The following is a 20,611-nucleotide window of genomic DNA, read 5'->3' on the forward strand; positions in this document are numbered from 1 at the left end:
CCCGAGGGCTCTTCACTTACCGAACATCTAGCAAGTACAGTCCCCTCGGGTCAGGCCCGAGGGTGACGATCGAGCATTGGCGAAGCCCGGAGGCCATGACTGGAGACCCGCGGATCAAGTCCGCGGGAGGCGGCTGTCGATAGGGGTGGAATTGCGCATGCGACTCCGCGCAAACCCCCTAGCCAAGCCCGCATACTTGCTCTATAGAGCCGACCAATCCCTTTCAGAGATGACCTCTCTGGGCCGCTCTGGCGGCGCAACGATATTGAATTCGGAGTACCGACCATGGCAGTGCCAAAACGCAAGACCTCGCCGATGAAGCGCGGCTTCCGCCGCTCGGCCGACGCCCTTGCCGCCCCTTCCTATGTCGAAGACAAGGATAGCGGCGAGCTGCGCCGTCCGCATCACGTCGACCTCAAGACCGGCATGTATCGCGGCCGGCAGATCCTCGACGCCAAGAAGTAAACGAAAGACGAGGCGCGAATTGCGCTCGTTTCTGTTATGCAACGGCCGGCCCTCCTCGGGGTCGGCCGTTTTGCTTTTTCCGCCGCCAGCAAGAGCGGCCCGCTACACTGGAGTTAAGCCATGAGCATGCGCGTTGAATCGGACACGATGGGCACGATCGAAGTCCCTTCCGACAAGTATTACGGCGCGCAGACGGCCCGCAGCCTCATGAACTTCGACATTGGCGGCGAAAAGATGCCGACCGAGATCGTCACCGCCTTTGGCGTGCTCAAGAAGGCCGCTGCTTTGGCCAACCACAAGCTCGGCCTGCTCGACGAAACCACTCGCGACCTGATCGTCGCCGCCGCCGATGAAGTCATTGCGGGCAAGCTGGCCGATCACTTCCCGCTCGTCGTCTGGCAGACCGGCTCGGGCACCCAGTCCAACATGAATGTCAACGAGGTCATCTCCAACCGCGCCATCGAAATGGCTGGCGGCACCATGGGCTCCAAGAAGCCCGTGCATCCCAATGACCACGTCAATATGAGCCAGTCGTCCAACGACACCTATCCCACGGCCATGCATATCGCCGCCGTCGAGGCGCTGGAAAACTACCTCTTCCCGCGCGTGCAGCTGCTGCGCGACACCCTCCATGCCAAGTCCGAGCAATTCATGGACGTGGTCAAGATCGGCCGCACCCACCTGCAGGACGCGACGCCCCTGACCCTGGGCCAGGAAATCTCCGGCTGGGTCGCCCAGATCGACTATGCCATAGCCGCCATCAAGGCCACCCTGCCCCAGCTCAAGGAACTGGCTTTGGGCGGCACCGCCGTCGGCACCGGCCTCAATGCCCATCCCGATTATGCCGTCGCCGTGGCGAAAGAAATCGCCACCCTCAGTGGCCACGACTTCGTCACCGGCCCCAACAAGTTCGCCCTGCTCGCCGGCCACGATGCCTTTGTCGGCACGTCGGGCGCCCTCAAGCAGCTGGCCGCCGCCTTCATGAAGATCGCCAATGACGTGCGCTGGCTGGCCTCCGGCCCCCGCTCGGGCCTGGGCGAGATCGTCATCCCGGAAAACGAGCCCGGCTCGTCCATCATGCCGGGCAAGGTCAACCCGACCCAGTCCGAAGCCATGACCATGGTCGTCGCCCATGTCATGGGCAATGACGCCGCCATCGGTTTCGCCGCCAGCCAGGGCAATTTCGAGCTCAACGTCTTCAAGCCCGTCATCGCCTACAATTTCCTGCAGGCCGTGCGGCTGCTGGCCGACAGCGCCAAGAGCTTCAACGACAATTGCGCCGTCGGCATCGAGCCCGACCGCAAGCGCATCAAGCAGCTCGTCGACCAGTCACTGATGCTGGTAACCGCCCTCAACCGCCGCATCGGCTACGACAACGCCGCCAAGATCGCCAAGACCGCCCACAAGAACGGCACCACTTTGCGCGAGGAAGCGGTCAATCTGGGCCTGCTGTCAGGCGAAGAATTCGACGCCGAAGTAAAGCCCGAACAGATGGTCGGCCCGCTCAAGCTGAAGAAGTAGCCTTCTGCGCGATACCCCCGTTCGCGGGAAGCGTTCACTTTCAACTTCTGTGTGCGCGACTCCACCCCACCCTCATTCCCTCCCCATCAAGGGGAGGGAGGCGCATGGGTGACGTCAGTGGTCCAATATCGCAAGGTCCACTGGCCTGGCTTCCCTCCCCCTTGTGGGGAGGGAGTGAGGGTGGGGGTATCTGACCCCGATATAGGGGTAAGCCGCTCAGCCTCCGTTCATCTGCGACCCATTAGGCACTCTTTGCGGCGGACCGCCAATCTGGCATGGTCCGCCCAGGGAACAAGGAGAGCCAACTTGGTCGAACATGTCTATGTGCCACCGACCGGTGCCGCACCGCGCCGCACCGGGCCGTTCATTCCGCCTCTGCTGATCGTGCCCTTCCTGGTCTACAACCTGGTCGTCTTCATCTTCCTGGGCGGCAACCCGGCCGGCTGGGGCAATACGGCCCTGTCCATCCCCATGGTCTCGGGCGTACCATGGGCCGTCTCCATCGGCGACCTGCTGGTCGTCGGCTCGCTGATCCTCTTATTCTTCGAACTGCTGAAATCCACCCGCATCGGCACGGTGTCCATCCTCGAGCACATGCTCTCGATGATCGTCTTCGTGGTGATCCTGGTCGAATTCCTGCTGATCGGGGCGGCCTCGAGCTCGGTCTTCTTCATCCTGCTCGTCATGTCGCTGATCGACGTCGTGGCCGGCTTCACCATGTCCATCACGTCGGCCACGCGCGACATGAGCATGGGCGGCCACTAGGCGACGATGCTGGTCCGGTAGCCCAGCGGCATGCGCTTCACGACAACAGTGGCGCCATCGGCATAAGCCCCGATGGCGCCATCGGCATTGCCGCGCCGCCGCGCGCGCTGGGGCGCAAGATTGGCGCGCGCCGCCAGCAACTGGCTGACAAAGGCTGCGGTGGTTTCGCTGCGGCGCAATGACGGGCGCGGGCGCGGCGCCTCGATCAGCATCGGAAGTCCGGCTGGCTTTGTGTCAGAACTGGCCAATTTCGCCTCTTTTGTCTCAAAGCGGGCCAGCCTGTCTCGAATTGAAACAACGCATCTGGCCCTATGCGCTATTAAACGCAAACGGTGTGCCAGATGCTAACAGTCTGTTAACGATTTCCGCTCTCAAAGCGAATGATGGTTAAAGCGGCAGATGCATGACATGCCGCCGCGTACCCTCCCGTCCATCCTCGACGAACCCGGCCCGCTCGAAGGCCGGAACGAAGCCCATATGCCGGTAGCTGGGCGAGTCGGAATCAACCGGATAGGCCTCGAGAATGCGGGCCTTGTGGCGCCTCGCATATCGGGCCGCCCCCTCGATCAGCTGGGCGCTGAGGCCCTGCTTGCGGTGGTCCCGGGCAATGAACATGCAGGTCAGCGACCAGACTTTGTCGCTTGCCTCGACCCCGCCAAGTCCCCGCTGGAACGTCTCCTTGGGCGCCACCGAGACCCAGGCGACGGGCTTGCCCGCATCATAGGCCACGAGCCCCACCGGCACGCCGCCATTGATGCGCTCCAATATCTGCCGCTTGCGGGCCGGGCTCTTGGCATCCTTGAGTTCGGCGCTGGTGGCACGAAAGGCCATGCACCAGCACCAGTTGGGCCCGCCCTTGGCCCCGAACAGCGCCTCGAAATCGCCGACAGTCTCCGCCGTCACCGGCTTGAATGTCAGCTTGAGGGACATGGCTAGAAGTTGTCCTTGCCCTTGCGGATCGCGGCAAACACCTCGGCCGGGTCAGCGCCCTCAAGGCCATAATGCCGGGCCAGTACGGGGTCATCCGCCCGCAGGAACGGGTTGGCCGCCTTGTCCTCGCCGAGCAGGAACGGAATGGTCGCCCGCCCCGACGCCTGCAAATCCTTCACCTCGGCCGCCCGCTTCTGCAGGGCCGCATTGTCAGGATCGATGGACAGCGCGAATTTGGCATTGCTGGCGGTATATTCGTGGCCGCAATAGACCAGCGTATCGTCGGGTAGCTCGCGCAAGGCCTTGACCCCCGCCCACATCGGCCCCGGCGTGCCCTCGAACATGCGGCCGACGCCGAGCGAGAACAGCGCATCGGCAGTGAACAGGTGCTTGCCGGCCTTGTCGTGGAACACGATATGGCCCAGCGTATGGCCCGGCGCGTCATAGACTTCGAACGTGGTCTCCCCCAGGCTCACACTGTCCCCACCGGACACCAGCTCATCGAGATCGGCAATCTTGTCGGCCTCGCCGCGCGGTCCGACGACGCGGGCGCCGAACTCGGCCTTGAGCTCGGGAATGGCCTCGACATGGTCGATATGGTGGTGGGTGATGAAAATATCGGTCAGCGTCCAGCCGCGATGCACCAGCGCATTGCGGATAGCGGCGGTTTCCGGCGCGTCGATAGCCGCAGTACGGCCGCTGGCCGTGTCATGCACCAGATAGCCGAAATTGTCGCTCCGGGCGGGAAACACATCGACGATCAGACTCATGGCAGCACTCCGAAGCAGGGAAACCTGCAAGCTAGGGTGACCCGCACCACAAGACAACCTGAGGTTGGACAAGTTCTCGGGAACGCGGCAATGTCACGCGCATGACCGCCGATGTGACCCGCCTCATTGCCTATTACAAGTCCCCGCTGGGGCGTTTCGCGCGCCCTGGTGCGCGAACAGGTGGTTGGGCTGGCCGATGACGTTTCCGGCAAGCGCGTGCTGGGACTGGGCTTCGCCACGCCCTATATGCGCTTCACGCTCGACAAAGCCGAACGCGTGCTGGCCTTCATGCCGGCCCGCCAGGGCGCCTCGGCCTGGCCGCGTGAGGGACCGTCGCACACGGTATTATGCGATCCGCTGGAAATGCCGCTGACCGACGCAGCCATCGACCTCACCCTGGCCATCCACGCATTGGAGCATGTGGCCGATGCCGAGGAACTGATGCGCGAACTCTGGCGCATCACCGCGCCCAACGGGCACCTGATCCTCATCGTACCGCGCCGCCGGGGCATCTGGGCGCAGCGCGACAACACGCCTTTCGGCTCGGGCAGCCCCTATTCGGGCGGACAGATCGACAAGCTGCTGCGCGACCACAGCTTCGTGCCCGAAGCCTGGCGCGATGGCTTGTTCCTGCCGCCATTCCAAAGTTCGTTAGTGCTGAAATCGACCCGGCTCTTCGAGCGGGTGGGCCGGCTGTTCGGCCCGGCCATGAGCGGCGTCATCTGCGTACGCGCCCGCAAGGAGGCCTTCCCGGCCGTGCCGCGCCGCAAGCGCGAGGAACGCTTCGTGCGCCTGCCAGGGCTGAGCACCGCCACGGCGCGGCAGGGGTGATTGATCAGCGACCGTTCAGTCACTCCAGCGAGCGGCCCCACCCCACCCTCAATCCCTCCCCATCGAGGGGAGGGAGGCGCTAGATCGACTTTCAAGGATCATCTCGAAATTGCCCCAACCGCCGAGCGGGCTTCCCTCCCCCTTGTGGGGAGGGAATGAGGGTGGGGGTGAGTCAAGCGCACCGGACGAAGGAGCCCGATTGCTCAGAGCGTTGATTGCCTTAGCCCGGCGCTTTGACTATGGTCCGCGCGGTTTTCCCGCCCAGATTGGCATCATGTCCGACGACTCTATCCGACCCGTTCCGCAGCCCGGTATTCTCGATATTGCGCCCTATCTGCCCGGCAAGTCCGGCGCACCGGGCAGCAATGCCATCAAGCTTTCGGCCAATGAAAGCCCGCTGGGCACCAGCCCCAAGGCGATGGAAGCATTTCGTACCGCGGCCGAACATCTGGAAATCTACCCGGAAGGGTCGTCGAAAATCCTGCGCACGGCCCTGGCCGAAGTGCATGGCATCGACCCCGACCGGATCGTCTGCGGCAATGGCTCGGATGACTTGCTGCACCTGCTGGCGCAGACCTATCTCGGCGAGGGCGACGAGGCGGTGATGAACCGCTACGGCTTCTCGGTCTATCCAATCATCACCAAGGCCGCCGGCGCAAAAATCGTCATGGTCGAGGAGACCGACTACACGGCCGACGTGGATGCGCTGCTGGCTGCCGTGACGGAGAAGACCAAGGTCATCTGGCTGGCCAATCCCAATAATCCCACCGGCACCTATCTCAGCGATGCCGAGGTGCGGCGGCTGCATGCCGGGCTGCGCCCCGATATTCTGCTCGTCATCGACAGCGCCTATGCCGAATATGTCATCGCAGCCGACTATTCGGTGGGGCTCGAGCTGGTGGGCGAGGCCAGCAATGTCGTCATGGTCCGCACCTTCTCCAAGATGGGGCTGGCGGCCGCCCGCATCGGCTGGATGGTGGGCCCGGCCCATGTCGTCGACGCCATCAACCGCATTCGTGGCCCGTTCAACGTCAACCTGCCGGCGCAGCTGGCCGGAGCGGCGGCGACGCGCGACGTGGAATTCAACGCGCGCCTCAAGGAACATAACGCCAAATGGCGCGACTGGCTGACGGCGGAGCTGCATTCCAACTCCATGCGTGTCGTGCCCAGCCAGGCCAATTTCATCATGGTGCTGTTTCCCGATGCCGAATTCGCCGCAAAGGCCTTCGAAACCCTGCGCGAGCGCGGACTGATCGTGCGCGAAATCGGCCCGTCCTACGGCATTCCCGAAGGCCTGCGCATTTCCATCGGCTCCGAAGAGGCCATGCGCGGCGTCGCCGGCATTCTCAAGGCACTGGTCAAGATCTCATGAGCGTTCACTTCCGCAAACTCGCCCTGATCGGCATTGGCCTGATCGGCTCCTCCATCGCCCTGGCGGCCCGCCGGCAGGGACTGGTCGAAGTCATCTCCATCGCCACCCGCAAGCAGGACACGCTGGACGAAGCGCGCGAGTTGGGGCTGGGCGACATCTATACGCTCGATGCGGCCGAGGCGGTGCGCGGCGCCGATCTGGTCGTCATCTGCACGCCCGTTGGCGCCTATGAAGGCGTGATGCAGGCCATTGCCCCGGCGCTGGAGCCCGGCGCCATCCTCTCCGATGTCGGCTCGGTCAAGGGCCATGTGGTGAAGACTTTGGCGCCGCTGATCCCTGATGGCGTGAGCTTTATTCCCGGCCATCCGCTGGCCGGCACCGAACATTCCGGCCCTTCGGCCGGCTTTGCCGAACTCTTCGCCGGCCGCTGGTGCGTGCTGACCCCCGGGCCTGAAGTCGACCCGATCAAGACCGAAAAACTCGCCGGTTTCTGGCGCGCCATGGGCAGCCAGGTCGAGAGCATGGACGCGGCCCATCACGACATGGTGCTGGCCATTACCAGCCACATCCCGCACCTGGTCGCCTACAATATCGTGGGCACGGTGGCCGATCTCGAGGCCGCCACGCAGTCCGAAGTCATCAAGTTCTCGGCCTCCGGCTTCCGCGACTTTACCCGCATCGCCGCCTCGGACCCCGTCATGTGGCGCGACGTGTTCCTGACCAATCGCGACGCGGTGCTGGAAATGCTCGGGCGTTTCTCCGAGGATTTGAGCATCCTGCAGCGCGCCGTGCGCACCGGCGACGGCCCGGCGCTGGAAGCCATGTTCACCCGCACGCGCGCCATCCGCCGTTCGATCATTTCGGCGGGCCAGGAAACCGCGGCCCCGGATTTCGGCCGCCAGCACGAAGCCCCGCCAGCGCCCGAAACGCCCTTCGTGCGCGAGCATGGCGGCGGAGACGACGCCTAAGGATCAGTCCTCTATCACCTCTCCCCTGAGGGGGAGAGGTCGGCCCCGCAGGGCCGGGTGAGGGGTTCAGAATGGCGGCTCTTTCAATGCTGGCGCCCCAGCCCTGAACCCCTCACCCCAGTCCCTCTCCCTCAGGGGAGAGGGGGCAATTAAGCTGGCGGTTTAGCCTGACGAACTCAGAACAAGGGCGGCAGGCTGGCGATCGGCACCAACCCCGAAAAGATGCCGCCGGCGCGGAAATTGATCTGGTTCACATGGGCGCCATCGGCGCCGGGCGTGCCCAGCACCAGCGTCCGCCACGGCTCCTGCAGTAGCGGTCCGATGCGCTCGGCCACGCCGGTCGAGGTAATGGCGATCTGTCCATCGACCATGCCCTGCGGGTCGAGACCAAGCTGCCCCTCGGCATCGAGCACCGAATCCGCGTCACTGGCGCGGATAGCGACGATCTTGAGCGCACCGCCGGCCTGCTGCATGGCAGGCAGCAGCATGGGATCACCCCAATTGCGCACATCGTCGGGCAGGCCCGAAAGCTCCAACTGCACTTCCGCATTGGTGTCGGTCAGGGTCAGCCCTGGCCAGGCCAGAGTATCCGCCTTGGCATAAAGCGCCAAAGCCGCCAGATGCCGCTCGGCATCATATTGCTCGGGAATGTCGAACAGATGGACTTCGGTGAGCGGGCTATGCGCGATCACCGCATCGCCGAACAACGTGTCGGACCAGACCAGATCCTTGCCCGATACCGAAGCCCGGGCAATGCGCCAATTATCGAGCCGTATGCTGGCCTCGAGGCTGGACCATGCCACGCCGTTGCGCGTGCCGGTAAAATTGTCGCTCAACTGCAGCGGCCCCTTGGCCGAAGCCAGCACATGGAACGGGGCATAGACCCGCACGCTGGCGCGAATGCCGGGAACATCGACCACGATATCGCCGCTGACAATGCGGGCGGTTTCGCAATCGACGTCGAAACGGAAGGGGAAGCCGCCGACATCCAGCGTGCCGCAAGTGAGGTTGGGTTCCGTCACGCCATCGGTCAATGCCAGCGCATCGACATTCTGCTTCACGATACCGGCCAGCACCAGCCAGGCCGCGCTCCACAGCACGATGACCGCCGCCACGACACTGCCAAGGATGATGATTCGCTTCTTCATGGCGGCACTCTTACCTGCGCGGGACGGCGGACTAAAGCACCTTCACGAGCCCCGGCATTCATCGGCGGTAAATCCGGGTCGCCATAGGATGGCATGGCTTCTATCGAGACTGCGCAATTCCTCGCGGGGCAAGCTTGCCTAGGTTTCTGTTCAGGTTATGGCGATGCACGATACGGACAATACAGCGACCCACTGGGTCTTCGGCTACGGGTCCCTCATCTGGAATCCGGGATTTGCCCATGTGTCGGCCCAGCAGGGCCTGCTCAAGGGCGCCCATCGCAGCCTCTCCATCGTTTCCCATCATCATCGCGGCACGGTGGAGCAGCCGGGGCTGGTCTTCGGGCTAACCCGCGGCGGCTCCTGCCGTGGCATGGTGTTCGAAGTGGCCGATGCCGATTGGCCCCAAGTCTATGCCTATCTGCAGGAACGCGAACAGGTCACCGCGGTCTACCGCGACGTGATGCGCCCGGTTCATCTGGCCGATGGCCGCACCATCGGCGCCCTGGCCTTTCTCGTCGACGAGCGGCACGAACAGTTCGCCGGCCGGCTCAGCCTCGACCAGCAACTGGCCATGGTGCGGGCTGGGGTGGGCTTGTCCGGCCGCAATATCGATTATGTGCTCAATACCGCCCGGCACTTGCGCGAACTGGGCATTCGCGACCGGCAATTGATGGCTTTGGCCGACCTGCTGGCCGAGGACGACGCTGCGGTCGCCTGAGACCTCATGGTGAGCCTGTCGAACCACGAGGGCGGGCACGCAGATCGTGCCACGACCTCGTCCTTCGACAAGCTCAGGATGAGGTCTACTTCACAGCGCCAACCGCCCGCCTTCGCCGACGCAACTGGCGCGGTCGCCATATTCGATGACGCGGGCTTCGATGATCCCGGCAATGCGCAGCATGCCCGGAGACGGCCTCGCCGGCTGCCGCAGCATTGGATTGGGCAGAACCGTCACCAGCAGCGTCGCCGTACGCCAGTCGAGATTTTGCGGCTCGATGCCGAAAGCCCTTTGTGCCCCGGCGGCGACGCCGAACTGCCCTTCCGGACCCCATTCGGCAATGTTGAGATAGATTTCCATGATCCGCCGTTTGGGCAGGACTAGGTCGATATAGAAGGCCAACGGCACTTCCAGCGCCTTGCGAATGACGCTCTGCCCGTTCCACAGGAACAGGTTTCGCGCCACCTGCATGGTGATGGTCGAGGCGCCCCGCGCCTCCTTGCCATCAATGAAGTTCTCGACCTCGTCGCGCAAGGCTCCCAGATCGACGCCCCAATGGCGGCAGAACTGACCATCTTCGGAGAGAATGACCGAAGCCTTGAGCCGGTCGGAAATATCATCGATATCGCGCCATTGCCGATCCACCGGTCTGCCGGTGAGATAGCGTTCCAGCATCGGCACCGAGACCGGATCGACGAAGAGATAGACCGGCGTCAGCAACACCGGAATGGCAACGAGGACGGCCACGGCAAGGCCCAACCAGCGCAGGATGCGCCAAAGGCCCTTGGATTTGCGTCGTCTTGCCATGTCTCTCCATAGCCGCCGCGGGGCCGTTCATCCAGCCCCGGCGCGACGCCGCATCCCCTTGCCGCCGCATCGGCAAACGGCTAGCAACGTGCCCATGTACGACTTCTCCGCCGACATCGCCGATTGCGCCAAAGCCGTGGAAGCGGCGCTGGCGCGGCAGCTCGATGCGGCGCCGCTTTCCGGACCAGGCCCGGCCCCTGCACGGCTGATCCAGGCCATGCGCCATGGCAGCCTCGAAGGCGGCAAGCGCCTGCGCCCGCTGCTGGTGCGGCAGGCCGCGGCAATCTTCAATATTCCGGCGGCGCAGGCGCTGACGGCCGGTCTCGCCGTGGAAATGATCCATTGCTATTCGCTTGTCCATGACGACCTGCCGGCCATGGACAATGACGACCTGCGCCGCGGCCGGCCCACGGTGCATAAAGCATATGACGACGCCACGGCCATCCTGGCCGGCGATGCGCTGCTCACCCACGCCTTCGGCCTGCTTGCCGACCCGGCATGTCATCCCGATGCGGCGGTGCGCATCGCGCTGGTGGCCGAACTGGCCACCGGGTCCGGCGCCGGCGGCATGGTGGGCGGGCAGATGCGCGATATCGAGGGCGAAGCCGGCGGCCTCTCCCCCGACGAAATTTCGACCATGCAGGCGATGAAGACCGGCGCACTGATCCGCGCCAGCGTCCGCATGGGCGCGCTGCTGGGCGGAGCCGATGCGCGGGCGCTATCGGTGCTCACCCTCTATGCCGAACTGGCCGGGCGCGCCTTCCAGCTTGCCGACGATATCCTCGACGTAACCGCCACAGCGGAAACCATGGGCAAGGCCACGGGCAAGGATGCGGCGCTGGGCAAGCAGACCCTGGTGGCCACGCTCGGGCTCGAGGGTGCTCGCACCCGGTTGAACCAGACCGTCAATGAAGCATTGTCCACCCTGCGCACCTTCGGCCCCAAGGCTGATGGGTTGCGCGCCACGGTGCGTTATTTCGCCAGCCGGGAGAACTGAGCTTGGCCATTCTTGCCAGCGTCAATATCGGCCAGCCGCGCCCCATTCCCGGCAAGAGCGGCAAGACCGGCATCTACAAGCTTCCGGTCGAGGGCGATGTGGCCATCACCCGCGAAGGCGTGGCCGGCGATGCGGTGATGGACAGCAAGCATCACGGCGGGCGAGACCAGGCGGTCTATCTCTATTTCAGCGACGACTATGTGTGGTGGTCGAACGAACTGGGGCTGGAGATCGCGCCGGGCACCTTTGGCGAGAACCTGACCATTGGCGGCGTCGAGGGGCGCCAGGTTGCGGTGGGCGACCGCTTCAGCATCGACAAGCTCGTGCTCGAAGTCACCTCGCACCGCACGCCCTGCAACGTCTTTGCCCTGCGCATGGGCGACCCCAAATTCGTCCGCCGCTTTCATCAGGCTGGTCGTCCCGGCGCCTATTGCCGGGTCATCACCGAAGGCAGCCTGCATGCCGGGCAGCCGGTGCGCTACACCCGCTTTGCCGGCGAGCGCACCACGGTCGCCGAATTGATGGCGCTCGATGGCGTGCGCGAACCCGACCCCGCCATTCTCCGCCGTGCCCTCCTGGCACCCGTCCATTACAAGATGCGCGCCGATTTCGAAGATAAACTGGCCAGACTATTCTGAGAGAATTCCATGAGCCTTGCTTCCGTCCAAGCCGACCTCGCCGCCCGCGCCCCTGATCTCTCCGTCATTGTCACCGATGCCTCGACCGCCACCGTGCAACTGGCGGCCGAAGTCCATGGCGTCGAGCCGGGCCAGATCGCCAAGACGCTGTGCATCCGCGTCAAGGACGAGGAATTCCTGCTGGTGACGCGGGGCGATGCGCGGCTGGACAACCAGAAATCCAAATCCGCCTTTGGCGGCCGCCCGCGCATGCTGGGCGTCGAGGACGTGCTGCGGCTCACCAGCCACCAGGTGGGCGGTGTCTGCCCCTTCGGCCTGCCCGCGCCCTTGCCGATCTATCTCGACGTGTCGCTGAAGGTTTATGACCTGGTGATCCCGGCAGGCGGCTCCACCCACGCCTCGGTCAGGCTGACGGTGGATCGACTGGCCGAGCTCTGCGGCAGTAAATGGGCCGATGCCTGTGTGCCACCGGGCCTGGCTTCCGAATAGCCTGTTCGAGCCCAGCCTTGTCCGGTCGGTGGGCCTATCCTATACCTCTGCCAAGTGAGGACGGCCTCCCCCTTTATGGGTCAACGCTCGGGACGCCCCGGCAAGCCGGGGATCTCCATGCGCACCACCGCCGACCGCATCCGCCACGCCATCAGTTTTGAAGTCATCGGCATCCTACTGGCAACGCCGCTGGGTGCTTTGGTCTTCAATCTCCACGCCGGCGACAGTGCCGTCATCGTTATCGGCAGCGCCACGGTGGCGATGGTCTGGAACTACATTTACAATCTGGGCTTTGACCACGCGATGACGCGCCTGCGCGGCAGCACGCTCAAGACAGTGCCGCTTCGCGTCCTCCATGCTGTGCTGTTCGAATTGGGCCTGCTGGCCATGCTGATGCCGCTGATCGCGCTCTATCTGGGCATATCGCTGTGGGAAGCGCTCCTCATGGACCTGGCTTTCGCCCTGTTCTACATGGGTTACGCTCTGATTTTTAACTGGGGCTATGACCGGCTGTTCCCGCTGCCCGAATGGCAGAAGAGCCAGGTCTGATCAGGCCAGATTGCCGGTCAGCGCCAAGGCCGCCAGCACCAGCAGCATCATGCCGACCCAGAACCAGCGCCGCGGCGAGGACTGGAAGGGCGTGAACAGGCGCCGGAAGAAATCGCTCATTCCGCCGCCGTCTTCTGCCCGGCGCCGAACTTGCGCTCGATATAGTCGGCCACCATCACCTTGAACTGGTCGGCCACATCGGCCCCACGCAAAGTGGCAACCTTTTCGCCATCGACGAAAACCGGCGCCGCAGGGGTTTCGCCCGTACCGGGCAACGAAATGCCGATATTGGCATGCTTGCTCTCGCCCGGCCCGTTGACGATGCAACCCATGACAGCCACCGACAAAGTCTCGACCCCCGGGTAGCGCTCGCGCCATTCCGGCATGGAAATGTTGAGATGGTCCTGGATGTCCTTGGCCAGCGTCTGGAACGTCGTGGACGTGGTGCGCCCGCAGCCGGGGCAGGCCGCTACAACTGGCAGGAACTGGCGGAAGCCCATGGTCTGCAGCAATTCCTGCGCCACCTTGACCTCGGTGGTGCGATCGCCGCCTGGCTCGGGCGTCAGCGAAATGCGGATCGTGTCGCCAATGCCCTGCTGCAGCAGGATACCCAAGGCGGCCGACGAGGCGACGATGCCCTTGCTGCCCATGCCCGCTTCGGTGAGGCCGAGATGGAGGGCATAATCGCAGCGCGCCGCCAGGTCCTGATAGACGGCGATCAGATGCTGGACGTCAGATACCTTGGTCGAGAGGATGATCTTGTCGCGGCCCATGCCCAGTTCTTCGGCACGTCTGGCCGAGAGCAGGGCCGACTGGATGATCGCCTCGCGCTGCACCGCCGCCGCCGAAATCGGCGCCGCGGAGGCCGCATTCTCATCCATCAGTTTGGTCAGCAATTCCTCGTCGAGCGAACCCCAGTTCACCCCGATGCGGACGGGCTTGTCATATTTGTTGGCAATGTCGATCAGCGTCGAGAATTGCGTATCGCGCTTGGCCTTGAAGCCGACATTGCCCGGATTGATGCGGTATTTGGCCAAGGCCTCGGCGCAGGCCGGATGATCGGTCAGCAGCTTGTGGCCGATATAGTGGAAATCGCCCACCAGCGGCACGTCATAGCCCATGGAAACCAGCCGGTCGCGGATTTCAGGTACGGCGGCCGCCGACTCGTCGCGATCCACCGTGATACGCACAATTTCCGAACCGGCGCGGGCCAGTTGCATGACCTGCTTCACCGTGGCGTCGATATCGGCCGTATCGGTATTGGTCATCGACTGCACGACCACGGGTGCGCCGCCGCCGACCATGACGCCGCCGACATCCACACCCACCGATTGCCTGCGCTCTGCCGGGCCAGCCATGAAAAACACCTCGAATGCTCTGAGGGAGAAATAGGCCTGCTAGCGTAGCGACGCAATGTTTCTCGATTGTGTCGAACGGACGCGGGTCGCCCGGCCATTCCGCACAAGATGATCGCCACCATCTTGAACCGGCCCCGGCAGCAACCATTTATAGGGCATGTTCAAGATGCTCCTCCCCCGCCTCGTCCTCTTCCGCAAGGAAGTCGTCCAGCTCTGGAAGGCTTTCTGGGCGGCCGGGACCCCGCTTCATCTCAAGGCCGCCACGCTGTTCGTGGCCTTCTACCTGATCAATCCGTTCGACATCATCCCCGATGTCATCCCCCTGCTCGGCTGGGTCGACGACATGATCCTGGTGCCGCTGATGGTCAGCTGGATCGTCAGCCGCCTGCCCGTTCCGGCCCGCGTCTATGCCGGCAAATACGGGCCGACTGTGGACGGTAAGGCGCGGCATCTCTAGCCAGCAACAAAAAAGGCCCGGATCGCTCCGGGCCTTTTGCTATTCTAACCGCACCAACAGATCCTTGGCGTCGATCTGGTCACCGGGCTTGATCAGCAATTCGGCGATCACCCCATCCACTTCGGCATGGAGCGCGGTTTCCATCTTCATCGCTTCGATCGAGCACAGCACGTCGCCAGCCGTCACCGACTGGCCCTGCTTGACGGCCAGGGTCGAGATGACGCCCGGCATGGGCGCACCGACCTGCTTGGCATCACCCGGCACGGCCTTGGCCCGCACCTTGACCTCGCCGGCCTTGAGGCGATCGGGCACCACGATGGTGCGCGGCTGGCCGTTGAGATCGAAGAAGACGCGGACCTCGCCCTTTTCATTGGTCGGGGCGCGGCCGAGATAGTTGACGACCAGCGTCTTGCCCTTCTCGATATCGACCAGCAGTTCGTCGCCCTCTTCCAGCCCATAAAAATAGACCGGGGTCGGCAGCACTTCGGTCGGGCCGTAGCGATCCTGGGTCTTTTCGAAGTCGGCATAGACCTTGGGATACATGAGGTATGAAGCCAGCCGGAAATCGTCGATTTCGTGACCCACATCGTCGGCGATCTTCTTGCGCTCGGCTTCGAGGTCGACGGGCTTGAGATAGGACCCCGGCCGCTCGGTCAGCGGCGTCTTGCCCTTGAGCACCTTCTTCTGCAGCGCCTGCGGGAAGCCGCCCGGCGGCTGGCCCAGATCGCCGGCAAAGAAACCCACCACGGAATCGGGGAAAGCGATGTCGCGCTTGGGATCTTCCACCTCAGCGCGGGTCAGGCCGGCCGAGACCATGGCCAAAGCCATGTCGCCCACCACTTTGGATGATGGTGTGACCTTGACGATATCGCCGAACATCCGGTTGACGTCGGCATAGGTCTGGGCGACTTCGTGCCAGCGGGTTTCGAGGCCGAGCGAGCGCGCCTGTTCCTTGAGATTGGTGAACTGGCCGCCCGGCATTTCATGCAGATAGACTTCCGAGGCGCCGCCCTTGAGGTCGCTCTCGAAGGCGCGATACTGCGTCCGTACCGCCTCCCAATAGAACGAAATCTGGCGGATCGCCTTGGCATCCAGCCCAGGATCGCGCTCGCCGCCGGCCAAAGCCGCGACGATGGAGCCGAGCGTCGGCTGGCTCGTCGTGCCCGATAGCGCATCCATGGCTGCGTCCACCGCATCCACGCCCGCTTCCACCGCTGCCAGCACCGTCGCCGAAGCCGCGCCTGATGTGTCGTGGGTGTGGAGGTGGATCGGCAGGTCCACTTCCTGCTTCAACGTCGCAATCAGCGTCCTGGCGGCGGCAGGCTTGAGCAGCCCCGCCATGTCCTTGAGGCCCAGCACATGCGCGCCGGCCTTTTCCAGCTCCTTGGCCAGCCCGACATAATATTTGAGGTCATATTTCGACCGCTCGGGATCGAACAGGTCGCCCGTATAGCAAATGACGCCTTCGGCGACCTTGCCCTCCTCGATGACCGCATCGAGCGACACGCGCATATTCTCGACCCAGTTCAGGCAGTCGAACACGCGGAAGATATCGACGCCCCCGGCCGCCGCCTGCTTGACGAAGAACTTGACGACATTGTCGGAATAATTGGTGTAGCCGACGCCATTGCTGCCGCGCAGCAGCATCTGCGTCAGGATATTGGGAGCACCCTCACGCACTTTAGCGAGGCGTTCCCACGGATCCTCGTTGAGGAAGCGCATGGAAACGTCGAACGTCGCCCCGCCCCAGCATTCCAGCGAGAAAAGTGCAGGCAAACCGCGAGAATAGGCCTGGGCAATCCTGGTAATATCGTAGGAACGCATGCGGGTCGCGAGCAGGCTCTGATGCGCATCGCGCATCGTCGTATCGGTGAACAGCACCCGGCTTTGCGCCTTCATCCACCTGGCCAGAGCCGCCGGCCCGTCGCGGTCGAGAATCTGCCGGCTGCCATCGATCGTGGCGAGCGGCGGGAATTCCGGCACGACAGGTGCGGCCGCTTCTGCCGGTGGCTTGGGCCGGTCGCGCACTTCGGGATGCCCGTTGACCGTGACGTCGGCGATATAGCTCAGCAGCTTGGTGGCGCGATCCTTGCGCGGCTTGAAGTTGAACAGTTCCGGCGTCGTATCGATGAAGCGCGTCGTGTAGCGGTTCTCGACGAAATCGGCGTGGGTGATGATGTTTTCGAGGAAGGCCAGGTTGGTCGCCACGCCGCGAATGCGGAATTCGCGTAAAGCGCGATGCATCCGCGCAATGGCCTCTTCGGCTGATGGCGCCCAGCAGGTAACCTTTTCCAGCAGTGGATCGTAGAAGCGGGTGATGACCGCCCCGGCATAGGCCGTGCCGCCGTCGAGCCGCACGCCGAAGCCGGTGGCGCCACGATAGGCGGTGATGCGGCCATAATCGGGGATGAAGTTCTGCTCTGGGTCTTCGGTGGTCACCCGGCACTGGATGGCATTGCCGTTGAGGCGGATATTTTCCTGCAGCGGTACGCCCGATTCCGGCGTGCCGATGACAGCGCCGTCCAGCAGGTGGATTTGCGCCTTGACGATGTCGATGCCGGTCACTTCTTCGGTGACGGTATGTTCCACCTGGATGCGCGGGTTCACCTCGATGAAGTAGAACTTGTCGGTATCGGCATCCATCAGGAATTCGACCGTGCCAGCGCCGCGATAATTGGCGGCCTGGCCCAGCCGCACGGCCGCGTCGGTCAGGTCCTTGCGCACCGCATCCGACAGGTATGGCGCGGGGGCGCGTTCCACCACCTTCTGGTTGCGGCGCTGCACCGAGCAGTCGCGCTCATAGAGATGCACCAGGTTACCGTGATCGTCGCCGATCGAGCTGCACCTCGACATGGCGGGCGCGCTCGACCAGCTTTTCGAGATACATCTCGTCCTTGCCGAAAGCCGCCTTGGCCTCGCGCTTGCCCTCGCTGACTTCCGACAGCAGCGACTTCTCATCCATGATGCGGCGCATGCCGCGCCCGCCGCCGCCCCAGCTGGCCTTGAGCATCAGCGGATAGCCGATCTCTGCCGCCAGCTTCTTGATCTCAGCAGGATCGTCAGGCAGGGCCTCGGTGGCCGGCACCACCGGGACATTGGACGCGATCGCCATATTGCGCGCGGCGACCTTGTTGCCGAGGTCGCGCATGGTCTGGGCGCGCGGGCCGATGAAGATGAGGCCCGCATCCTCGCAGGCATCGACGAATTCCGGGCTTTCCGACAGCAGGCCGTAACCGGGATGGATGGCATCGGCGCCCGAAATGCGGGCGATACGGATATATTCGTCGATCTGCAGATAGGCCTCGACCGGCCCCTTGCCCTTGCCGATCAGATAGGCCTCGTCGGCCTTGAACCGGTGCAGCGCCAGTTTGTCTTCTTCGGCATAGGCGGCGACCGTCTTGAGCCCCAGCTCATTGGCGGCGCGGAAGACGCGGATGGCGATTTCGCTGCGGTTAGCGACGAGGATTTTCTTGATGGGCATGCATGTCCGTCCGAGCAGGAGGGGTTTGGGACCCTGGCGGGTCCGGCTCAGGTAATCAGGACGGCTGGGACGGTTGCCCGCCCAACCGTCGAATAGAAAAGTCTAGCTGCGGCTCAGGTGGCCGGCGAGATGGCTCATGTCGTAGCCGGCCTCGGCCGCCTCCCGAATGATCTCGCCTGCCTCCATCTCTCCCGCCTGGCTCAGCGCCCACAAGGTGGTGGAGCGCGTCCCCGAACGGCAGAAGGCGAAGACCGGACCCGCGCTCCCCTCGAGCACGGATTTGGTCTTTTCGACCATGTCGGGGGAAACCCCTTCACGGCCAAGCGGGATGGCATAGTAGTCGAGCCCGGCAGCCTTGGCAGCCGCTTCGATAGCGGCGCTTTCCGGCTGGTCGGGCGATTCCCCGTCGGGGCGGTTATTGATGATGGCGACGAAACCGGCGGCTTTGAGCGCTGCGACGTCCTCGGGCTGAATCTGCCCCGAAACGCTGACGTGATCGTTGATCCGCTTCAAATCCAAGTCACTACTCCCGCTGCCAACTTCGGCGTCCCCGCCCCTTATATGCGCCGGGCCCCACCCGACGCAACTACGACGGAAGGATACCTGTCATGAACCTGTCATGGGTCGAGCCGTTCAGGCGGCCACGGCAGCACCGGCCCTGGCCAGCGGTTTGGGGCGCCCGAGCAGGAAGCCCTGGAAGGCGGTGCAGCCGGCCTGCCGCAACTGCATGAACTGTTCCTGCGTCTCGACGCCCTCGGCCACCACTTCCACCGGCAGCGAGCGGGCAATGTCGCAGATGGCCGAGACGATCATGCCGTCGATACGGCTGGCGCCGAGATTGACGACATAGCTCCGGTCGATCTTGATGATGTCGAAGGCAAAGCCGCGCAGATATTGCAGGCTCGCATGGCCCGCCCCGAAATCGTCGATGGCGATGCGCACGCCCAGTGCCCGCAGGGCAGCCAGGTTTTCCAATTCCACATCGCCGGCATTGAGCGGCACCGTCTCGGTGATCTCGACCACGATGCGGCGCGGATCGGTATCGGTCTCGGCCAGCGTCGCCGCGAACCGGCCGGCGAAATCGGCGTGGCGCAACTGCATCGGCGATACATTGATGGCCACCGGCTTGCCACCGAGATTTTCGAGGTCGGCACAGACCCGCCGCAACACCCAATCGCCCAGCTTGTCGATGAGATCGCTCTCCTCGGCGATGGGGATGAACTGGGCCGGCGAAATCATGCCGCGCACCTGATGGCGCCAGCGCACCAGCGCCTCATGTGAGCGGATTTGCAGGTCGGCGCTGAAAATCGGCTGATAGTGCAGTTCCAGCTCGTTCATCATCAGGGCCGCGCGCAATTCGCGTTCGACGAAGCGCCTTTGCCGCTCGTCGCCCAGCATGTCCGGCTCGTAGCAGAGCACACTATGGCGGCCGGAGCGCTTGCCCTTGTAGAGCGCCAGGTCTGCCTTGGAGATCAGGTCGGTGGGATCGACGGCATCCTGCGGCGCCAGGGCCACGCCGATGGAGGCCGAAAGGCGCACGGGACGCCCCTGGATGCTGACCGGACGTTCCAGCTGGCGCAGCAATTCCTCGCCGAGCCGGCGCAGGCCCGGCTTGTTGTCATGCCCGACAATGATCACGCCGAACTCGTCGCCGCCCAGCCGGCCCAATATGCCGCCGGGAATGACCTGCTCGATGGTGCGGGCCAGATGCACCAGGGCGGCGTCGCCCGCCGCATGGCCGGCACTGTCGTTGAGCACCTTGAGATTGTCCATGTCGAGCTGCAGGTAGCCGACCGACCGTTCGGCGCCGTGGAACACGTCATCGGCCAGCGCTTCGAGGAAATAGGCCCGGTTGAACACGCCGGTCAGCGCGTCGCGATTGGCCCTGGTCCGGGCCTGGCGGGCCTGCTCGGCTATGGTCGACAATTGCCGGGACAGCCAGCGATGGCCATAGGCCAGAATGGCCAGCAGCATGACACCGCTGAACAGCGCCGCGCCCGGCAGAACAGCCTGCACGCCCGGCCCCAGCAGATCGAAGAAAGCCAGCATGCGGACAATCACGATGGCGACGACCAGCACGGCTACAGCCAGTGCAGCGCGGCGATAACCGCTGAGTACAGACGCAAAATCAGGATCGCGGCGCATGGTCGTTCAGGTTCCGGACGCAGTCTTGCCTTTATCGTGCCGAAGGTCTGAACGCAGGGTAAACGCGCGGAAAAATCCGTTGTTTTACATCATCTTAGAACCGGCAGGCCTCCAGCAAGCCGGGGAAATTATGCCGGCCACATGACAGTGACGCGACAGAACGGCGAGCCGCTGCCGGCAGGGTTAACAAGGCCCTGCCGGC

General features: G+C 64.0%; 20 protein-coding genes and 1 pseudogene. 12 read left to right on the top strand and 9 right to left on the bottom strand.

Features of this window, described 5'->3' with window-relative positions; genetic code table 11:
* The first annotated feature begins 285 nt into the window (after positions 1 to 285).
* From rpmF to FPZ08_RS14095, 3 genes are all read left to right on the top strand, one after another.
* Positions 286 to 465: a 50S ribosomal protein L32 gene (gene rpmF, locus FPZ08_RS14085; protein WP_146290592.1), complete on the top strand. Its 180-nt coding sequence runs from the start codon at positions 286 to 288 to the stop codon at positions 463 to 465.
* A gap of 120 nt (positions 466 to 585) precedes the next feature.
* Positions 586 to 1,986, top strand: a complete 1,401-nt coding sequence (gene fumC, locus FPZ08_RS14090) for a class II fumarate hydratase (RefSeq protein ID WP_146290593.1) — start codon at positions 586 to 588, stop codon at positions 1,984 to 1,986.
* 306 nt (positions 1,987 to 2,292) lie between these two features.
* Positions 2,293 to 2,751, top strand: a complete 459-nt coding sequence (locus FPZ08_RS14095; protein ID WP_246132661.1) for a hypothetical protein — start codon at positions 2,293 to 2,295, stop codon at positions 2,749 to 2,751.
* Here FPZ08_RS14095 and FPZ08_RS14100 read toward each other — a convergent pair.
* The 3 genes from FPZ08_RS14100 to gloB form a co-directional block, all read right to left on the bottom strand.
* Positions 2,748 to 2,999 (bottom strand): hypothetical protein, encoded by a 252-nt coding sequence (locus FPZ08_RS14100; RefSeq protein ID WP_146290594.1) that lies wholly within the window; start codon positions 2,997 to 2,999, stop codon positions 2,748 to 2,750. The genes FPZ08_RS14095 and FPZ08_RS14100 overlap by 4 nt on opposite strands.
* A 139-nt stretch (positions 3,000 to 3,138) precedes the next feature.
* Positions 3,139 to 3,681 carry a GNAT family N-acetyltransferase gene (locus FPZ08_RS14105; protein WP_146290595.1) on the bottom strand — a complete coding sequence of 181 codons (543 nt, stop codon included), beginning with the start codon at positions 3,679 to 3,681 and terminating at the stop codon, positions 3,139 to 3,141.
* Positions 3,682 to 3,683: 2 nt separating this feature from the next.
* Positions 3,684 to 4,451, bottom strand: coding sequence for a hydroxyacylglutathione hydrolase (gene gloB / locus FPZ08_RS14110; RefSeq protein WP_146290596.1), 768 nt, complete (start codon positions 4,449 to 4,451; stop codon positions 3,684 to 3,686).
* Between the two features lie 126 nt (positions 4,452 to 4,577).
* Here gloB and FPZ08_RS14115 point away from each other — a divergent pair, with 126 nt between their 5' ends.
* From FPZ08_RS14115 to FPZ08_RS14125, 3 genes are all read left to right on the top strand, one after another.
* Positions 4,578 to 5,282, top strand: a complete 705-nt coding sequence (locus FPZ08_RS14115) for a methyltransferase domain-containing protein (RefSeq protein WP_146290597.1) — start codon at positions 4,578 to 4,580, stop codon at positions 5,280 to 5,282.
* 274 nt (positions 5,283 to 5,556) lie between these two features.
* Positions 5,557 to 6,654 carry a histidinol-phosphate transaminase gene (gene hisC / locus FPZ08_RS14120; protein WP_146290598.1) on the top strand — a complete coding sequence of 366 codons (1,098 nt, stop codon included), beginning with the start codon at positions 5,557 to 5,559 and terminating at the stop codon, positions 6,652 to 6,654.
* Positions 6,651 to 7,622 carry a prephenate/arogenate dehydrogenase family protein gene (locus tag FPZ08_RS14125; protein ID WP_146290599.1) on the top strand — a complete coding sequence of 324 codons (972 nt, stop codon included), beginning with the start codon at positions 6,651 to 6,653 and terminating at the stop codon, positions 7,620 to 7,622. The genes hisC and FPZ08_RS14125 overlap by 4 nt, the downstream gene beginning before the upstream one ends.
* A 176-nt stretch (positions 7,623 to 7,798) precedes the next feature.
* Here FPZ08_RS14125 and FPZ08_RS14130 read toward each other — a convergent pair whose 3' ends face one another.
* Entirely contained in the window at positions 7,799 to 8,770 is a 972-nt protein-coding gene (locus FPZ08_RS14130) for a DUF2125 domain-containing protein (protein ID WP_146290600.1), read from the bottom strand.
* A gap of 163 nt (positions 8,771 to 8,933) precedes the next feature.
* Here FPZ08_RS14130 and FPZ08_RS14135 point away from each other — a divergent pair, with 163 nt between their 5' ends.
* Positions 8,934 to 9,488 carry a gamma-glutamylcyclotransferase gene (locus FPZ08_RS14135; protein ID WP_146290601.1) on the top strand — a complete coding sequence of 185 codons (555 nt, stop codon included), beginning with the start codon at positions 8,934 to 8,936 and terminating at the stop codon, positions 9,486 to 9,488.
* Positions 9,489 to 9,578: 90 nt separating this feature from the next.
* On the opposite strand, the gene FPZ08_RS14140 is transcribed toward FPZ08_RS14135, so the two are convergent.
* The gene (locus tag FPZ08_RS14140; RefSeq protein WP_146290602.1) at positions 9,579 to 10,295 is read right to left on the bottom strand and encodes a transglycosylase domain-containing protein; all 717 of its coding nucleotides are present in this window, start codon (positions 10,293 to 10,295) and stop codon (positions 9,579 to 9,581) included.
* 94 nt (positions 10,296 to 10,389) lie between these two features.
* On the opposite strand from FPZ08_RS14140, the gene FPZ08_RS14145 reads away from it, so the two are divergent.
* The 4 genes from FPZ08_RS14145 to FPZ08_RS14160 all read left to right on the top strand — a co-directional run bounded on the left by FPZ08_RS14145 (position 10,390) and on the right by FPZ08_RS14160 (position 12,968).
* A complete protein-coding gene (locus tag FPZ08_RS14145; RefSeq protein WP_146290603.1) occupies positions 10,390 to 11,292 on the top strand; it encodes a polyprenyl synthetase family protein in 903 nt (300 codons plus the stop codon).
* Positions 11,293 to 11,294: 2 nt separating this feature from the next.
* Positions 11,295 to 11,930 carry an MOSC domain-containing protein gene (locus tag FPZ08_RS14150; protein ID WP_146290604.1) on the top strand — a complete coding sequence of 212 codons (636 nt, stop codon included), beginning with the start codon at positions 11,295 to 11,297 and terminating at the stop codon, positions 11,928 to 11,930.
* Between the two features lie 9 nt (positions 11,931 to 11,939).
* Positions 11,940 to 12,419 (top strand): YbaK/EbsC family protein, encoded by a 480-nt coding sequence (locus FPZ08_RS14155; RefSeq protein WP_146290605.1) that lies wholly within the window; start codon positions 11,940 to 11,942, stop codon positions 12,417 to 12,419.
* A gap of 117 nt (positions 12,420 to 12,536) precedes the next feature.
* Positions 12,537 to 12,968 carry a PACE efflux transporter gene (locus tag FPZ08_RS14160; RefSeq protein WP_146290606.1) on the top strand — a complete coding sequence of 144 codons (432 nt, stop codon included), beginning with the start codon at positions 12,537 to 12,539 and terminating at the stop codon, positions 12,966 to 12,968.
* A gap of 116 nt (positions 12,969 to 13,084) precedes the next feature.
* On the opposite strand, the gene ispG is transcribed toward FPZ08_RS14160, so the two are convergent.
* Positions 13,085 to 14,326: a flavodoxin-dependent (E)-4-hydroxy-3-methylbut-2-enyl-diphosphate synthase gene (ispG, locus tag FPZ08_RS14165; RefSeq protein WP_146290607.1), complete on the bottom strand. Its 1,242-nt coding sequence runs from the start codon at positions 14,324 to 14,326 to the stop codon at positions 13,085 to 13,087.
* Between the two features lie 157 nt (positions 14,327 to 14,483).
* Between ispG and FPZ08_RS14170 the strand changes: the two genes are divergently transcribed.
* Positions 14,484 to 14,783, top strand: a complete 300-nt coding sequence (locus FPZ08_RS14170) for a YkvA family protein (protein WP_146290608.1) — start codon at positions 14,484 to 14,486, stop codon at positions 14,781 to 14,783.
* Positions 14,784 to 14,822: 39 nt separating this feature from the next.
* On the opposite strand, the pseudogene pyc reads toward FPZ08_RS14170, so the two are convergent.
* From pyc to FPZ08_RS14185, 3 genes and pseudogenes are all read right to left on the bottom strand, one after another.
* Positions 14,823 to 18,264, bottom strand: a pseudogene (pyc, locus tag FPZ08_RS14175) (pyruvate carboxylase).
* A 102-nt stretch (positions 18,265 to 18,366) separates the two neighbouring features.
* On the bottom strand, positions 18,367 to 18,783 hold the full coding sequence (locus FPZ08_RS14180; RefSeq protein WP_146290609.1) for a protein tyrosine phosphatase family protein: 417 nt from the start codon (positions 18,781 to 18,783) through the stop codon (positions 18,367 to 18,369).
* Between the two features lie 114 nt (positions 18,784 to 18,897).
* Positions 18,898 to 20,409 carry a putative bifunctional diguanylate cyclase/phosphodiesterase gene (locus tag FPZ08_RS14185; RefSeq protein ID WP_146290610.1) on the bottom strand — a complete coding sequence of 504 codons (1,512 nt, stop codon included), beginning with the start codon at positions 20,407 to 20,409 and terminating at the stop codon, positions 18,898 to 18,900.
* Between the last annotated feature and the right edge of the window lie 202 nt (positions 20,410 to 20,611).

The sequence above is a fragment of the Devosia ginsengisoli genome (assembly GCF_007859655.1).
Lineage (GTDB): Bacteria > Pseudomonadota > Alphaproteobacteria > Rhizobiales > Devosiaceae > Devosia > Devosia ginsengisoli.

Coding starts and splice junctions, on each gene's coding strand:
- rpmF (WP_146290592.1), top strand. CDS start 286: ATGGCAGTGCCAAAACGCAAGACCTCGCCGATGAAGCGCGGCTTCCGC.
- fumC (WP_146290593.1), top strand. CDS start 586: ATGAGCATGCGCGTTGAATCGGACACGATGGGCACGATCGAAGTCCCT.
- FPZ08_RS14105 (WP_146290595.1), bottom strand. CDS start 3,681: ATGTCCCTCAAGCTGACATTCAAGCCGGTGACGGCGGAGACTGTCGGC.
- gloB (WP_146290596.1), bottom strand. CDS start 4,451: ATGAGTCTGATCGTCGATGTGTTTCCCGCCCGGAGCGACAATTTCGGC.
- hisC (WP_146290598.1), top strand. CDS start 5,557: ATGTCCGACGACTCTATCCGACCCGTTCCGCAGCCCGGTATTCTCGAT.
- FPZ08_RS14125 (WP_146290599.1), top strand. CDS start 6,651: ATGAGCGTTCACTTCCGCAAACTCGCCCTGATCGGCATTGGCCTGATC.
- FPZ08_RS14130 (WP_146290600.1), bottom strand. CDS start 8,770: ATGAAGAAGCGAATCATCATCCTTGGCAGTGTCGTGGCGGCGGTCATC.
- FPZ08_RS14135 (WP_146290601.1), top strand. CDS start 8,934: ATGCACGATACGGACAATACAGCGACCCACTGGGTCTTCGGCTACGGG.
- FPZ08_RS14140 (WP_146290602.1), bottom strand. CDS start 10,295: ATGGCAAGACGACGCAAATCCAAGGGCCTTTGGCGCATCCTGCGCTGG.
- FPZ08_RS14145 (WP_146290603.1), top strand. CDS start 10,390: ATGTACGACTTCTCCGCCGACATCGCCGATTGCGCCAAAGCCGTGGAA.
- FPZ08_RS14155 (WP_146290605.1), top strand. CDS start 11,940: ATGAGCCTTGCTTCCGTCCAAGCCGACCTCGCCGCCCGCGCCCCTGAT.
- FPZ08_RS14160 (WP_146290606.1), top strand. CDS start 12,537: ATGCGCACCACCGCCGACCGCATCCGCCACGCCATCAGTTTTGAAGTC.
- ispG (WP_146290607.1), bottom strand. CDS start 14,326: ATGGCTGGCCCGGCAGAGCGCAGGCAATCGGTGGGTGTGGATGTCGGC.
- FPZ08_RS14170 (WP_146290608.1), top strand. CDS start 14,484: ATGTTCAAGATGCTCCTCCCCCGCCTCGTCCTCTTCCGCAAGGAAGTC.
- FPZ08_RS14185 (WP_146290610.1), bottom strand. CDS start 20,409: ATGCGCCGCGATCCTGATTTTGCGTCTGTACTCAGCGGTTATCGCCGC.